This is a genomic window from Taibaiella sp. KBW10 (genome assembly GCF_003852495.1).
GTDB lineage: Bacteria > Bacteroidota > Bacteroidia > Chitinophagales > Chitinophagaceae > Edaphocola.
In genome coordinates this window covers 147,791-162,506 of record NZ_QAJI01000001.1, presented here as the reverse complement: position 1 = coordinate 162,506, position 14,716 = coordinate 147,791, and the positions used below count along the sequence as shown (strand labels likewise).

The 14,716-nt window shown below is 42.6% G+C and carries 15 protein-coding genes; 7 read left to right on the top strand and 8 right to left on the bottom strand.

The genetic code is table 11. The annotated features are described in order from the left end of the window. Positions 1–83 precede the first annotated feature (83 nt). On the top strand, positions 84–896 hold the full coding sequence (locus DBR32_RS00710) for a DUF3658 domain-containing protein (protein WP_124634368.1): 813 nt from the start codon (positions 84–86) through the stop codon (positions 894–896). Between the two features lies 1 nt (position 897). Beyond that, a complete protein-coding gene (locus tag DBR32_RS00705) occupies positions 898–1,272 on the top strand; it encodes a hypothetical protein (protein ID WP_124634367.1) in 375 nt (124 codons plus the stop codon). Between the two features lie 73 nt (positions 1,273–1,345). On the opposite strand, the gene DBR32_RS00700 is transcribed toward DBR32_RS00705, so the two are convergent. Further along, on the bottom strand, positions 1,346–2,479 hold the full coding sequence (locus tag DBR32_RS00700) for a methyltransferase domain-containing protein (protein WP_124634366.1): 1,134 nt from the start codon (positions 2,477–2,479) through the stop codon (positions 1,346–1,348). Between the two features lie 11 nt (positions 2,480–2,490). Further along, complete coding sequence (locus DBR32_RS00695) at positions 2,491–3,399, bottom strand: hypothetical protein (RefSeq protein WP_124634365.1); 909 nt, start codon at positions 3,397–3,399, stop codon at positions 2,491–2,493. A gap of 139 nt (positions 3,400–3,538) precedes the next feature. On the opposite strand from DBR32_RS00695, the gene nadC reads away from it, so the two are divergent. The 3 genes from nadC to DBR32_RS00680 all read left to right on the top strand — a co-directional run bounded on the left by nadC (position 3,539) and on the right by DBR32_RS00680 (position 7,006). After that, positions 3,539–4,375: a carboxylating nicotinate-nucleotide diphosphorylase gene (nadC, locus tag DBR32_RS00690; protein ID WP_233559624.1), complete on the top strand. Its 837-nt coding sequence runs from the start codon at positions 3,539–3,541 to the stop codon at positions 4,373–4,375. Between the two features lie 4 nt (positions 4,376–4,379). Continuing rightward, the gene (locus DBR32_RS00685) at positions 4,380–5,261 is read left to right on the top strand and encodes a diacylglycerol kinase family protein (RefSeq protein ID WP_124634363.1); all 882 of its coding nucleotides are present in this window, start codon (positions 4,380–4,382) and stop codon (positions 5,259–5,261) included. A gap of 80 nt (positions 5,262–5,341) precedes the next feature. Next, complete coding sequence (locus DBR32_RS00680; RefSeq protein WP_124634362.1) at positions 5,342–7,006, top strand: S41 family peptidase; 1,665 nt, start codon at positions 5,342–5,344, stop codon at positions 7,004–7,006. Here DBR32_RS00680 and DBR32_RS00675 read toward each other — a convergent pair. Beyond that, positions 6,965–7,405: a type I restriction enzyme HsdR N-terminal domain-containing protein gene (locus DBR32_RS00675; protein ID WP_124634361.1), complete on the bottom strand. Its 441-nt coding sequence runs from the start codon at positions 7,403–7,405 to the stop codon at positions 6,965–6,967. The two genes, DBR32_RS00680 and DBR32_RS00675, sit on opposite strands and share 42 nt — an antisense overlap. 116 nt (positions 7,406–7,521) lie before the next feature. Between DBR32_RS00675 and DBR32_RS00670 the strand changes: the two genes are divergently transcribed. Further along, positions 7,522–8,292, top strand: coding sequence for an AMP nucleosidase (locus DBR32_RS00670; protein WP_124634360.1), 771 nt, complete (start codon positions 7,522–7,524; stop codon positions 8,290–8,292). On the opposite strand, the gene DBR32_RS00665 is transcribed toward DBR32_RS00670, so the two are convergent. The 4 genes from DBR32_RS00665 to DBR32_RS00650 all read right to left on the bottom strand — a co-directional run bounded on the left by DBR32_RS00665 (position 8,289) and on the right by DBR32_RS00650 (position 12,761). Further along, positions 8,289–9,908, bottom strand: a complete 1,620-nt coding sequence (locus DBR32_RS00665; protein ID WP_124634359.1) for a M1 family metallopeptidase — start codon at positions 9,906–9,908, stop codon at positions 8,289–8,291. The genes DBR32_RS00670 and DBR32_RS00665 overlap by 4 nt on opposite strands. An 86-nt stretch (positions 9,909–9,994) precedes the next feature. Next, a complete protein-coding gene (locus DBR32_RS00660) occupies positions 9,995–10,366 on the bottom strand; it encodes a VOC family protein (protein ID WP_124634358.1) in 372 nt (123 codons plus the stop codon). Between the two features lie 5 nt (positions 10,367–10,371). Then, positions 10,372–11,193: a ChaN family lipoprotein gene (locus tag DBR32_RS00655; protein ID WP_124634357.1), complete on the bottom strand. Its 822-nt coding sequence runs from the start codon at positions 11,191–11,193 to the stop codon at positions 10,372–10,374. Between the two features lie 62 nt (positions 11,194–11,255). Then, the gene (locus tag DBR32_RS00650; protein ID WP_124634356.1) at positions 11,256–12,761 is read right to left on the bottom strand and encodes a serine hydrolase; all 1,506 of its coding nucleotides are present in this window, start codon (positions 12,759–12,761) and stop codon (positions 11,256–11,258) included. Between the two features lie 246 nt (positions 12,762–13,007). Between DBR32_RS00650 and DBR32_RS00645 the strand changes: the two genes are divergently transcribed. Next, positions 13,008–13,592: a hypothetical protein gene (locus DBR32_RS00645; protein ID WP_124634355.1), complete on the top strand. Its 585-nt coding sequence runs from the start codon at positions 13,008–13,010 to the stop codon at positions 13,590–13,592. Between the two features lie 182 nt (positions 13,593–13,774). Here the strand turns inward: DBR32_RS00645 and DBR32_RS00640 are convergent, their stop codons facing one another. Then, positions 13,775–14,695, bottom strand: coding sequence for an FKBP-type peptidyl-prolyl cis-trans isomerase (locus DBR32_RS00640; RefSeq protein WP_124634354.1), 921 nt, complete (start codon positions 14,693–14,695; stop codon positions 13,775–13,777). Positions 14,696–14,716: the final 21 nt, after the last annotated feature.

Below are 14,716 nucleotides of genomic sequence, written 5' to 3'. Positions count from 1 at the left end.
TTTCTGCTACCGTAATCAGAAGACCGCTAATTATAATCTTTCTTTTGAAGACCTTCTAGCGAATAATTTACTAATTTGCAGCTATGAAATTGGTACATATTGTAGTGGGTGATTTTGCCGCACAAACCTTGCACAATGCATTTAATCAGGCGGAAATACAAGACGAAACAGTATTGGTGATTAAAGATGTCTTTAATGTTGGACCCTTACGTTCCGAAGAGCTTAAATTCTCCGAATTACGGGCGCAATTCTGGCAAGAGGTAAGTGGCCAGGAAAAAGAAATCGTTGTTGATGACCTGGACCGGTTAATGCAGCTATCCACACAATTGACCAATGAAGAAGTAGACCAGGCCTGGTTTTGGATGTCTCCTATTCCTGCAGATGTCTGTACCTATTTCTGGCTCTTGCATTTCCTGAAAAAGCACATGGGAAAGCTACATGTAATCAACATTAATGGGTTGCCGTTTTTAGATGAAGAGGGTAAGTTATTTTACCCTGAGAGCATTTCGGCCTTGCCTCAAAGACAAGTATTAAAAGCCAAAAAGCTCGCGCGCCCGATTACGCCATCAGAATGGGAGACGGAAGGGGATGAATGGAAGCGCCTGATTCATGAAGAGCAGGTGGGGATCAGGATCAATGAAGGTGGCAGGAAGATTGTAGGCAAAGCGATAGACTTTTATGACAAAGCTTTATTGGAAGCCTGTACCGCACAAAACCAAAAAATAACAAAGCTCCTCGCTCAGGTTATGGCCAAACATAAGGTCTATACCGGTGATACTTTTCTGTTGTGGCGTTTACGCACACTCGCCCGGCAGCATGCTATAACGATTACCAAAGACAGCGTAAAACTATTTGACGGCAATGCCGAGTTGAGCGATATAAATGAAGCTTCTTAAAATGAATACTATGGTACGCATTACGCCTTTAGATCCCGTCGGCAATGACGAACGTGGATACACCTGCGAATATTTTCATGAGCGAATGGGTAGGCACCTGGTAATCTTTCGCAAAGCAGGAACCATCAGCGGTAATCATTATCACAAGGGGCTTTCGCTGACGAAAAGCCCGGAGATACTCATATTGCTTTCCGGGCAGGCTACTTTAAGATATGGAAATATACAGGAACCCAAAATAGCCAGCATTGATATCATAGTGCCTAGCAAAATTGAAATAGATGCCTATGTCTGGCATGAAATCGTAACCATTACCGATTGTACGTTTATTGAACTGGGTTCGCTTTCAGAACATGCTGCAGATACCTTTAGGGTATAATATAAACCACATCTTAAGCTGTGATATGTGGTTTATCACAGCTTCTCATCTTCTTGCTTGTTGCGGCAGGAAATTACGATGCTTTCCGGAATAAGGCGACAAACATACTGTCTGCGCGGTCTTCAATACCGTTGCGTAATTGTGACTGGATCAGGGATAGCTCTGGATGATGGGCTAATAGTTTGGTCACGACGGCCTCATTTTCTGCTGCAAATACAGAGCAGGTAATATATAAAAAATAACCGCCCGGTTTTACCTTAGTACAGGCATTGTCAGCAATACTAAATTGCAGGGCTGCAAAGTCCGCTAAACGTTTGGGGTCAAAGAAATGAAACTGTTCCGGTGTTCTGGCCCAGGTTCCGCTGCCGGAGCAAGGTACGTCACACAGCACCAGATCAAAGTCGGTATCCATCATTTGGCTTACCTCCAAAGCGCTACTGCTGTCAACGATCTTTGTCGCTATTTTTTTATGGCCATACAGCCTTGCCCTTTCTTTCAGGTTATGCAAGATACTCTCTCGGATATCGGTAGAAAGTATAGCGGCTTCGGGCAATAGGTCTTTAAGCAAGAGTATTTTACCCCCTGCTCCGGAGCAAGTATCCCAAACGCGTAATTCTTTCTGTTTATCTGGTACTGCAGTTTGCAGGAACAGATCCAGGCTGCGTTGTGAAGACCAGTCCTGTACCACATAGTCCGATGGTTTGAGGATCTTATCGATCTGTGCCCCATTGGTAATCGACAAAGCCTGATTCCCCAATTGTTGGAAAACAATTGCCTGCTCCTGCAAGCGTTGGATGATGCCCGGAATATGCTTGCGCATACGAATAAAAAGCAGGGGCTGTGTTGCAATAGATGCGTGCCATACAGCGGCATCCATTCCTTCCGAAAAGGCTAAAGCCTCGAAAGGTTTTTCGCTTACCTGCGCTATGGTTTGCGTGGCGCTCGCCGCCAATGCTTTTTCTAAAAAAGGATTTTGCAACTTACCCGAGCTTAGCCCGTGTTGAATGATATCCCACAAAGTATATTGCGCAGCCGGGTAAAATCGGGCTACCCTGTAATAAGTATATACGGCATCGGAAATGGCCCTGCGGTCGCGGGAACCCAATTTGGGATGTGCTTTAAAATATTGTTTCAGGAAATGAGTAAGGGGCACAGTGCCATCATAAGGGATAATGATCTCCTCAATGGCTTGCTTGATAAAGTACATTGTACAGTGGGTTATTTGCCGGTTCCGGCTTTGAAATTGATGATAATAGTTCCGTTTTGCTCCACCGGAGCATTTGCTAATTTGTTAAAACGGATTGCTTTTATTTTTTGTTCGGCAATAGCACGAATGGTGCCATTGGCTGCCGACAGGATGTTATAACGGGTTATGGTACCTTCTCTGTTTACCCAGACCTTCACACTTACTTTGCCTCCTTCTCTGAACTCGGCTCTTTTGTCTGGTCCGGCAACGATACTTCTGCCATTGACCCCTCCGCTGTAGCTTAAGCCATTCGGGTCGCCACCGGGACGTCCTTTTAAGCCCGTACCAGTCCCGTCACCACGACTACTGGCCCCCGGAGCATTTTCACTGGCACCATTACCACCCGGACCATTGCTGCCCGTGTAGGAATATTTAGGTGCTGTATTTTGTCGGGAATTCGTATTTGCGGTAGCTGTATTGGTTCGGTTACTGCTTTGTGCCGGGGTTTGTTGCGTATTCGTTCTGCTATTGGTATTGGCCGGCGTTGTGTTGGGATTAGGGGTTTTATTGACCGTAACGGTGCGTCTTAAGACCGGTGCCGCATCAGTATGATCGGTAGCCGCTACATCATCATTGGTCTCGGCATTGTTTAAGGTTTGGTCGCTGCTGGCGGCCGGATTGGTGTTGCCCCCTTCTGTTTGTGCGCCCGCATCTGCCGTGGCTGCCGGTGGGGCGGGTGCACCCATAACCAATTCCGGAGGGTCAATGCCCAGGCCATTATCGGAAGTGCCCAAAGCCGCGGTCAGTTCCACATCAAAAGTAGGAACAGCTAGTGGGGCTACCGCCTTATACTTCACAAAGAAAAAAAGCAAGAGTAACAATAGGTGTATACCTATGGTAAAGGAGAGTGCTTTGGTATTTTTTACGCTTTCGAAAGTCAATGTAATCCTGTTTTTGCTATGCAATAATACTCCTTTTTTGCAAGACTTCGGGTTAACGAAATACTTAAATTTAAATTTATGTGAATTGCTTGCTGCAAAGAGGATAAGCTTATATTTGCTAGAATAAAAACAGATGCAGATGACCGCTCCAGAATTCATACAATTGGCCCTCGAAGAAGATGTACGCAGTGGCGATTATTCCACGCTGGCAAGTATCCCGAAAGAAGCCAGGGGTAAGGCTATTCTTAAGATAAAGGAAAATGGTATCCTGGCCGGAATGCAATGGGCACAGGATATTTTTCATTTCCTGGAACCGGAAGCGGAATTCGAGTTGTTTTTAAAAGATAAAGATGCCATACAATATGGTGATATCGCCTTTGAAGTGGCTGCGGGCGTACACACGATCTTAAAAGCAGAAAGATTAGTGCTGAATACCATGCAACGCATGAGCGGTATTGCCACTATGACGCGTCGCTATGTAGATAAAATTAAAGACTATAATACCAAAATATTGGATACCCGCAAGACAACCCCTTTGTTCCGCATGCAGGAAAAACAGGCCGTTGTGCTTGGTGGTGGTGTAAACCATCGCTTCGGGCTGTACGATATGGTGATGTTGAAAGATAACCATATCGACTTCTGCGGTGGGATCGAAAAAGCCATTTTACAAACGCAGGCCTACCTGAAAGCCCATAACCTGGATTTGAAAATAGAGGTAGAAACCCGTACGCTTGAAGATGTAAAAAAGATATTGGCAACGGGTGGGGTAGACCGTATCATGCTGGATAACTATGCACCCGAAAATATTGTGACCGCTGTAAAAATGATTGATGGCGCTGCGGAAACGGAAGCTTCCGGCGGGATCAATTATGATAACCTGGAGCTATATGCCGCCACAGGCGTAGATTTTATCTCTGTCGGGGCCTTAACGCATCATGCCGTAAGCCTGGATATCAGCCTGAAAGCAGAAATTTAAGCCCATGTCCGCTCAAAAATCCATTCTATTTATCATCAACCCCAAAGCCGGTGTAGACCGGGTGAAAGCCATACAGGATGCTATTGACAAGCATCTTGATAAAACTTTGTTCGAAGTTGCGTATGCTTATACCGAATACCCCAATCATGGAATAGCGCTTGCCCGGAATGCCGCAGCAGCCAATACTGATATTGTGGTTTCTGTGGGTGGAGATGGTTCCCTGAATGATGTAGTGACAGGCTTGCAAGGCACGAAGACCATATTGGGCATTCTGCCCAAAGGCTCAGGCAATGGCCTGGCCCGTGCAGCAGGTATTCCGTTGAAGTTAGAAAAAGCCTTACAGGTCATCAATAAGATGAATGTACATGCACTGGATTTAGGCGTGGCTAATGGCCATTATTTTATCAGTAATGCCGGTGTGGGTTTTGATGCGGTCATTACAAAAGCCTTTACCGGGAATAAAACAAGGGGTTTTAAAACTTACCTTAAACTCATTCATCAATACATCTGGCGTTTTAAAACAAGAGAATGGTTGATCGAAATTGATGGACAGCAAATCCGGGAGCAGGCCTTTATGATTACGGTGGCCAATGCCACACAGTTGGGATACAATTTCTTTGTGGCACCGGAAGCCAAACTGAATGATGGTATTCTGGATGTGGTCATCATAAAAGAACATCCGCGTATTTTAAGTGGTATGATCGGCCTGCAGGCCTTTATGGGGGCTTTACAGCAGAGCCGTTATGTAACTCAGTATTCCGGCAAGCAGATTAAACTGACCAACCCCGGTAACCGTATGATGCAGGTAGATGGCGATGCTTTAGCCTGTGAGGAGACCATAGAAATTAATGTTTTACATAAAGCTATTAACGTTTTGGTCCCATAATTGCTTTAGTGCCAAAAAAAGAGAAATTTTTTGCGTACTTACATTAATATTCGATTAATTTTGCATACTCATTTCAAGTTATGTCTGACCGGTTGCCTAGGCTTCGCACCAAAAATATATGGATTCCCTTATTACTTGCTATCGTCCTGATCGGAGGGATGGTTATTGGTTTTTATCTGAATAAATATTTAGGGAATAAACGCGATTTTGCCACGATCTTAGATCGTAACGACCGGCTTGAGGAAATGATTGACATCATCCATGAAAAATATGTGGACTCTGTAAGTTCAGACTCTCTCTATAACGATGCGATTTCGGGTATTTTAAGCCACCTGGATCCGCATACTTCCTATATTCCTGCTAAGGATTTTGAATCGGTAAATGCCAATCTGGAAGGCAATTTCAAGGGTATCGGTATGGAATACCAGATTGTGCGCGATACGCCTATGGTTTCTATGATCGCATTGAATAGTCCTGCCTTTTTTGCGGGTATCGAAACGGGCGATCTACTACTGAAAGTAAATGATACTTTAGTGGCCGGGGTCAACGTATCGAAAGCAGAATTGGTGAAAAAGGTGCGTAAAAACGCAGCTGCCTTTGTCAATGTCACTTTATTCCGGCCTATTGAACAAAGAACCCTTACCCTGAAAGTACAGAAAGGTGAGGTGCCGGTAGGCAGTATTGATGCGGGGTATATGCTCGACAAAGAAACCGGCTATATCAAAATCAAACGTTTTTCGGCCAATACTTATGATGAATTCCTGAAATCCATTACTTACCTGAAGGAAAGTGGTATGAAAAAGCTGATCGTGGATGTAAGGCAAAATGGAGGCGGTTATCTGGAAGCAGCTACGGAGATCGCAGATGAATTTATTAACGGAAACAAGCTCCTGGTCTATACTTACGGCTCTAAAATAGGCCGCGAAAATTATAATGCTTACCGCAACGGGATCTTTGAAACCGGACGTTTAATGGTTATGGTGGATGAGGCGAGTGCCTCGGCAAGCGAGATACTGGCGGGTGCTATTCAGGATTGGGACAGAGGCGTTATTATCGGTAGAAATACCTATGGAAAGGGGCTGGTTCAGGAGCAATTTGAGATGGGTGATGGCGCCGCAATGAGAATTACCGTAGCCCGTTATTACACACCGGTAGGCAGAAGCATCCAGCGCTCTTATGAAGAGGGCAGGGATAAGTATTTCTGGGAACAACAGCAGTCCAACAGAGATTTGTTTGACAGCATGGCACTGAAAACAGGCCCTAAATTCTATACCAGCGAAAACAACAGGGTAGTATATGGCGGTGGCGGTATTCAACCCGATGTGGCTGTGACTAAAGATGAAGAATCGTATTCTCCGATCTTAGCTAAGATTATCAATGATCCCAGGTTGGATCAGTTTATATACCAGTATTTTTTAAGTAATTACAAGGTCTTTAAAAGCCTGCAATCCTTTAAAGACTTAGATGCGCGCGTCGATTTTACCGGTGACCTTGCGCGTCAGCTCGATGGCGTATGTACGACCATAACACCGCAATACCGTATTGTTGTAAAGCTCAAACCAATTGAATTGCGGCTGTTGCAAAACTATGTAAAAGCCACCTGGGCAAGGATTTTGTATAATAATGAGGGCTATTATAAGATCATGAACCGTAGTGATAAAATGCTGATGGAAGCACAGCAGATTATTAACTCAGAGGCCTATTCAAAAATTATAAACGGGCAGCGCATCAAGCCATTGCACTGATCCGTTCTTATTTTCTGCACAAAACGTTTGCTGTCCGTTACTGATCATAAAATACGGACATTGCAACATCTTATAATAATTCAAGGTTTGGCTTAAGGTCTGGTCACTGAGGTCAATAACCGCTGCCTTAAATTCAATGAGCATCCAGGGGTTGCGGTTGTGGTCAAAAATAACAGCATCATAGCGCTTCCTGATCTGGTTAACCAGCAACATTTTTTCTACAGAGATCAGTCCCTGAGGATAGCCTGCACTGGCAACCAAAGCGGCCAATACATTCTGCCGCACCCATTCTTCGGGTGTTAATACCACAAATTTTTTCCGGAATACATCAAATATATGCTGCTTACCCGCTTCCGACTTGATATTAAACCCCGGTTCGTTAAAAGGAAGTGTGATCATGGAGGGCAAAGATGGAGAAAAAAAACGGATTGTCTGTAAAGTGGAGAAAGGTTTAAGGTTTTATTAAATCAATCGGTTGTGTTTTAAGCTCTTAAAAAAAATAATTATCTTGCCATATGAAAACGAAAAGCGAAATTGTAAACGACTGGTTGCCTCGCTATACAGGAGAGGCTTTAGAGAATTTTGGACAGTATATCTTATTATGCAATTTTCAGAACTATGTGGATCTTTTTGCAGAAATGCACCAGGTGCCCGTAGTAGGTTTAGATAAACCCATGTCTTGTGCAACGGCAGAGGGGATAACCATTATCAACTTTGGTATGGGCAGTCCTACGGCGGCTACCGTCATGGATCTTTTATCGGCCATTGCGCCAAAGGCAGTACTCTTTTTGGGTAAATGTGGCGGCGTGAAAAATAAAACAGCGGTAGGCGATTTGATTTTACCCATTGCAGCAATCAGGGGCGAAGGAACCAGCAATGATTACTTTCCTCCGGAAGTGCCTGCCTTACCCGCCTTTGCCTTACAAAAAGCAATTTCTACTACAATAAGGGATCATCATAAAGATTATTGGACGGGTACTTGTTATACCACCAACAGAAGGGTTTGGGAGCATGATGAGAAGTTTAAAGAATACCTGCGGTCTATCCGCGCCATGGCGGTCGATATGGAAACCGCAACAATATTCACTACGGGCTTTGCCAATAAGATTCCCACAGGGGCATTATTATTAGTATCAGACCAACCCATGACACCAGATGGGGTTAAGACCTCAAAAAGTGATACCACCGTGACCAAGACTTATGTAAACTTACATTTACAAATCGGTATTGAATCCCTTAAGCAACTCATCAATAACGGGCATACGGTAAAGCACTTGTTGTTTTAACGTATATCCTTTGTAATATAGAAATCGGGGCTTACGCCAATCGATTTAATCTTATTTTGTTTATAGACTTGTACCGTAGTGGAAGGATTGATCCACTGCGGTTTTCTATTGATATAAACCAGTACCGGCATATCAAAACCATCAATGCAATTGCGCCATTGGTAACTAAACCCGGTTTTGTTTTTTTCAATCTGTAATTCGGGTACACTGGTTTGCCTCAGGTACTGCTCAAAGAAATGACGCAGGTCCATTTTTGTTTCCTGTTCAATAAATGTTTCCATCTCCTTTCCCGACACCGTCTGGTGCCGAAAACTAAGGTTCATCTGGCGCAGCAAGGCTTGGAACTTGTTTTCATCGCGCATCATCATGCGGATCATATGGATCATGGCACTGCCTTTTACATAATGATCTCCGCTGCCGCCGTCGCATAAACCGGGTTTACCTTCCATCGGGCGGTCATTTTTGATGAGTGCCCAGCAGCCCCGCTGGTATTCAAAAGCTTTCTTTCTGCCAAAAAGCGCCTCTGTCAATATAGTTTCTGTATAAGTGGTAAAACCCTCATGAATCCAGGAATAAGCAACATCGTTTGCCGAAATATTATTGCCATACCATTCATGTCCGCTTTCATGCACAATGATAAAGTCAAACAATAAACCTACACCTGTTTTACTTCTATCCTTACCGAGGTAACCCATCTTATATTGATTGCCGTAAGCCACGGCACTCTGATGCTCCATGCCCAAATAGGGTGCCTCAATTAGTTTATAGCCGTCTTTATAAAAAGGATAGGGTCCCATCCAATGCTCAAAGGCATGCAACATCGGTTTGACCACCGAAAACTGTTTCCGGGCTTTCGCCTCATTTCCGTTTAAGACAAAATAATCTATATCCAACGAGCCTTCCAAGCCTTTAAGCGTGTCTTTCCAGTGTATATAGTCACCAATGTAAAAGGTTATATCATATAAATTAATAGGGTTGCTAACGCGCCAGTGCCATTCCTGCATGCCGGGCTGTACCATGGTTTTGCTGATTAGCCGGCCATTACCTAAAGCACTTAAATCCTTATCTGTAGTATAATGCATATCGACGCCCAGTTCCGGTTCGTCGCCCGGGAAATCTTTGCAGGGAAACCAGATACTGGCACCGTCACCCTGGCAGGCGACCGCGATCCAGGGTTTATGGCCTTGGTCTGTGGTTCGGATAAGGCCTCCATCCCAGGGTGCTTTTTTGGCAATCTGTGGGCTTCCGCTGTAGTTTACTAAGATACTCAGCGTATCGCCGGGGGCGAAGGAATCAGAGAGCGTGATCTGGTACGATTTGCCGGTTTTTATATAATCCTTATGTGCCGTGCCATTGATCGCAATCGACTGTATGGATAAAGGATCTTGTAAATCGATCTGTAGCATTCCGTTACTTTGCTTCATCGCTTTTGCCCGTATAGTGACTGTTCCGGAAATATAATTAGTATCTGCGGGCAGGTTTAGTTTAAGGTCATAATGCACTACATTCCACCAGTCCCTATTGGGGTTGTCGCTACAATACCCCTCTTGCTGGGCCTGCATCTTGAAGCAGATGGAACACATCAGGAGTAGGGAAAATAAATATTTATTCCTCATAGTTTGAAAGAAAAGGGTGTAAAATGCTACAAGCCGGTATCAAATTTATACCTGTCTTGCAAAATCCTTAAGCCGGTAATATACATTTAACGATGTTGGTCCAGCAGAATGATGTTTCCGTCCGGATCCGTTATCATAAAGCCTGCCGGCCCGGAACCTTGCTCATCCACTTCATTGGGGACACTGATGCCCTTACTTTTAAGCTGTTGCTGAAGGCTCCTGATATCCTCAAACTCGGCAAGGTTCTGGGCATTTTCATCCCATCCCGGATTAAAGGTTAGAATGTTATGTTCAAACATACCCTGGAAAAGACCAATAAGCGCCTGATCATTTTTCATAATCAGGTAATGCTGCGCCATACTACCGGCAAATGCGCTAAAGCCGAGGTTTTCGTAAAATTGTTTTGAAGTGCTGAGGTCTTTGACACTAAGACTTACTGAAAATGCTCCTAATTTCATATGTTTTATTTTTCGTAAAATTCTTTAAGGGAAAAATGCCTGTTTTGCTTTCGTTTTTTGATCTGATCCAGCAGATAATATCTGTGGTAATAACCCGTCAACACGATAACTTTTTTATTTGGGTTCTGGTCCATGACCTGTATAATGTTTTGGGCCATCGTTTGGTTGCGTAAGTCCCAGAAATCACAAAAACGGTTATAGCCTTCTGCTAAGCTAATGGATACACCGGCTGAAGTGTTTACAAACCGGCTTGCAAATTCGGTTCTTTGGTTGATGACTTGTCTGACTTTGACATGTTGGTAGTATTGCCTCCTTTCAGCAATGCGATCGGTCTGCGTATTGTTGAAAAAATAGGCGCTTTTAAATCCAAAGGAATTTAAAGAATCGGATAGTTTTCGGTATGTGGTAATGATCTGCCTTTGTTTTTTAGTCAATTGCTTTGTTTCAAATAAACTATCTAATAAATGCATTGCCGGTGCTTCCGATTGCTTAATGCCCTGTGCTCTTCTGTATTCATTCCTGCCTTCAAATTCAAATGGGCCAATGTGTACCTGAGGGTGGTGTGATAAGAATTGAGTAGTAGCCATTTGTTCATTTTCGGTACCGGGATGTTTAAATGCACGGTTACCTGCAAAGTAACTGCTGTCTATTTCTAATAATATAATGTCGGGCTTTAAGGCCTCCAGTATGGCATAAAGACTATCTGCATTATAATGCGCCATGGGCTTATGTACATTCCCGATGATGATTAATTCGCTTTTTTGTCCAAAGGCCTTGCTGAATAATCCGAATATTATTAGAAGGATGAGTCGTGTGGTTTTATACATACGGTTATTGATGCTGCTTTTGTGTTTTTATAAAATATTGATGGGATTAAAATAGATTAATCCTATTTACCGGCCTCAGTTTTTATTTTTGTTTCAATGTCTATTATTTTTTTGCCATAGTCTCCCAGATAATGATTGATTAAGGGTTCATATACCTTGTAACCATCATCTACATTGGTAAAAATAAGGAGCCCTTGCTTTGTTTTAGGAAGTAAGAACACGAGTGTTTGACAACCCTCATCCGCACCCCCGTGCGATAAAGCATAGTCCCCCTTTCCGATGTTATAAATTTCAAACCCGAGCCCGAAGTATTTATCTCTTTTTGAGACGACCTGGCGGGTACACATCTCCTCAAACACTTTTGGGGATAAGCCATCGCCCTGTAATACGCTGCATAGAAAAGTGCCATAATCTTCAATCGTAGTCAGTAAGTCATCTGCTGCATTGGCAGTTTTGTTTTTGACTGTTTTATAGGCAATCCCTTCGGGGTTGTAGCCTGGTGCAACCCTCAGACTGTCTGTCTTTGTATCCCAAAAATACCGGGTATCCTGCATGTTTAAAGGTTTAAAGATCAGATCGCCTGCTAGTTGGTCAAGGGTGGTATGGAATTTATGCTCCAATGCTTTACGTAAATATTCGAAGCCCTCTCCGGAATATTGAAATTTGGTACCGGGTGTAAACTCAAAATGTAGTTTTCCATCTTTGTTATTATGGCGCCAATTGCTGAAGCCCGTTTGGTGGCTTAAGATATGCCTTGTGGTGAGTAGTTTATGATTGGGGTCTTTTGCGACATCCGGGTCGATCCAAAAATGATCAAGCGGTTCATCCAAATCCCACTTTCCCTGGCTGACTAATTTTAAGGTAAGCATTGCGGTGATGGGTTTGGTGAGGGAAGCCACATTAAAGATCGTATTGTACGGTGCGGTAACACCTTTTTTGAGTTCCCCGAAGACCTTTATCTGTTGCAGTTTTCCATCTTTGATCAAGCCAATGCCCAAAGTGGGTATTTTGAGTCCGGCGAGCCATGCTTCCATGGTGGCATCGTTGTCAAACATCGAAGAGTGAGGTGTGGAATCTTGCGCGCCCTGGTGGTCATAGCTCAGGCTTTTCGTTAACTTCCATACCTGATTTTCTAAAAGCCATACATTAGTAAATTTGGCGATACCCACATAGGTCTCTGGTTTGGCCGCAAGTGTTTCATAGAATTTATGGACACCAGTTTGGATCGCGCCATACAAAACATTGTTTTTGTACAAAGGGTAGATTTCGGTGCTTTCAGCCACCAGCACTCTTCTTACCTTGTACGTTGCCGGTGATTTGCACAATCCATTTTTAAAATTATGAATAAAATCCTTTTTGTTAGAAATGCCATCTTTATCATGAAAAAAGGTGAATTTTTCGCTCAATAGCTGTTCATATTGGCTGGGGTCGCAGGTGTTGAAACCTACCATAAAGAGAAGGCTGTCCTGTCTCAGGATTGTCTTATACAGTTCCGAGTGCTTGTCAACCTGTGCAAAACTCAAAAGGCTTGCGAGCAGGGCGAAAAGAGCTATCAGGTATTTTTTCATATCTTGCTTATCTTTTGTACTGTTTTTGTGATGATCAAATTTATTGCTCTTATTTTAAGGCAATGAGGAGCATAATTTTTTTCTGATTATGAAAACAAATAGCAGGGAATAAAGATAGTGATTTCTTTTAGCAGCAAGGTGCAGTTACCTTATGGAATCTAAGCGATTATTAAACACCGTATACCCTGATTGGTCTCTTCAATCATTAGCCGCCGGTTTGGGAAAACGCAAAAAAATCAACCAAAAATGAAAAAAATACTTTTAATAATTTTTGTGTTTACACAACTTACCGTTTATGCACAAAAAATAAAGGATAATTTCAATGTTGTTATTAGAACCGAAAACGGTGACTTGAATAAAGACGGTTTGATCGATAAAGTTGTCGTAACCATGGATACGATTAATAAATCGCAACCGTTGAGACTGCAAATATTTTTCTTACAACCAAATGGGAAATATGTACTGAAGGTATCTACAGAAAAATTAATAGAACCACAATACCCGAATGGACAGTATTGCGGCAATCAAATACCCGATTTTGAGATTGAGAAAGGTTGCTTAAATATGATCTCAACGATAAAAGAAAATCACTTTATACATAAGTTTAAATTCAATAAGCAAACCTTTGAATTGCAAAGTATATCAAAGGTCGTCTGGGATGGTGACAATCTGACTACGGAGACAGAATTTAATCTTTTGACAGGAAAAAAAACCGAAACGGTAAAGGCATTGGGCTCGGAAAAAATTGTAAAAAGGATCATAACAAAAATCGTAGTAAAACCATTACCCAGAATTGATCATTTTAGCGCCTATGACAGTAAGCTGAATTAAAACGGAAGGACTTAACAGGGGATTTTATTCAGGCAAGTCGGATGGCGGAATACACAGTCGCCTTTTGATTTTTCATGCTATTGTAAAACCATAGCGGTTATACTTAGAAAAGGAATCTATATAGATAACAGATGTGGCGCGNNCGCGCCACATCTGTTATCTATAGTCTTTTAAATTGAGGTTTATTCTGCTTTCAATAAGCTCATGTCAAAAATCAAAACGCTGTTTTCTTTAATGGGGCTACCCGGCATGGCACGCTCTCCATAAGCTAAAGAAGAAGGAAGGATCGTCGTCAGTTTATCGCCTATTTTCATTTTAGCCACGATAATATCCCATCCTTTAATCATTTGTCCTTGGCCTACAGTAAACTCGATCGGTTGCATGTGGTTGAATTGTGCATCTTCATTAGAGTCAAATACAACACCATCCATTAATTTTCCGGTATAGTTTACAGATGCTTTTTTACCGTTTCCGATAACCGCACCGGTACCTGTTTTTTGTACGATATAATAAATGCCAGAAGCATCTTTATACGCTACTTTTGGATTAGCAGTTACGGCTGTTTTCGGTAATGCTTTAATCGCGATTTTATTATCTTTCAAATATTTAACGATTACCGCTTCGTCAATACCATTTTGCTTGGCTGCTTTCGCTGCATTTTCCTTATCAATCACTTCTTTGCTTTTAACAGAAAGCATTTCTACATTCCATGAAGCATATCCATCACCCTTAACCCATTCCGGCATCGGTTGTTTTACCGATTCGAAATATTGTTTTACCGGCATTCTGAAGGTCATTTTATCACCATCTTTCATCATCAACAGACCTTCAAAAACATCTCCCGGGAAGGAAGGTTTCTGTAAAGGCTGATCTACCGGTTGATCATTATTCATTTTATGTGAATCGAAGAATGTACTGTCACTTAATTTGTATACAATATGCATTTTCGCCAGATCTCCGGGTTTACTCACATAAGTACCCGTTCCTTTGTGCTCATAACGATACTCCAGGCCACTTATTGTTTTTTCATAAGATTGTCCTTTACAAGACATTGCAGTCCCTAATAACATGGTGCTGCCTAAGATCAATGTGTTTAATTTCATGATATGAATTTATAATAATTA

Bases quoted from the DNA above. Each gene is read 5' to 3' on its own strand.
- DBR32_RS00710 (WP_124634368.1), top strand. From the start codon at position 84: ATGAAATTGGTACATATTGTAGTGGGTGATTTTGCCGCACAAACCTTG.
- DBR32_RS00705 (WP_124634367.1), top strand. From the start codon at position 898: ATGAATACTATGGTACGCATTACGCCTTTAGATCCCGTCGGCAATGAC.
- DBR32_RS00700 (WP_124634366.1), bottom strand. From the start codon at position 2,479: ATGTACTTTATCAAGCAAGCCATTGAGGAGATCATTATCCCTTATGAT.
- nadC (WP_233559624.1), top strand. From the start codon at position 3,539: ATGACCGCTCCAGAATTCATACAATTGGCCCTCGAAGAAGATGTACGC.
- DBR32_RS00685 (WP_124634363.1), top strand. From the start codon at position 4,380: ATGTCCGCTCAAAAATCCATTCTATTTATCATCAACCCCAAAGCCGGT.
- DBR32_RS00680 (WP_124634362.1), top strand. From the start codon at position 5,342: ATGTCTGACCGGTTGCCTAGGCTTCGCACCAAAAATATATGGATTCCC.
- DBR32_RS00675 (WP_124634361.1), bottom strand. From the start codon at position 7,405: ATGATCACACTTCCTTTTAACGAACCGGGGTTTAATATCAAGTCGGAA.
- DBR32_RS00670 (WP_124634360.1), top strand. From the start codon at position 7,522: ATGAAAACGAAAAGCGAAATTGTAAACGACTGGTTGCCTCGCTATACA.
- DBR32_RS00665 (WP_124634359.1), bottom strand. From the start codon at position 9,908: ATGAGGAATAAATATTTATTTTCCCTACTCCTGATGTGTTCCATCTGC.
- DBR32_RS00660 (WP_124634358.1), bottom strand. From the start codon at position 10,366: ATGAAATTAGGAGCATTTTCAGTAAGTCTTAGTGTCAAAGACCTCAGC.
- DBR32_RS00655 (WP_124634357.1), bottom strand. From the start codon at position 11,193: ATGTATAAAACCACACGACTCATCCTTCTAATAATATTCGGATTATTC.
- DBR32_RS00650 (WP_124634356.1), bottom strand. From the start codon at position 12,761: ATGAAAAAATACCTGATAGCTCTTTTCGCCCTGCTCGCAAGCCTTTTG.
- DBR32_RS00645 (WP_124634355.1), top strand. From the start codon at position 13,008: ATGAAAAAAATACTTTTAATAATTTTTGTGTTTACACAACTTACCGTT.
- DBR32_RS00640 (WP_124634354.1), bottom strand. From the start codon at position 14,695: ATGAAATTAAACACATTGATCTTAGGCAGCACCATGTTATTAGGGACT.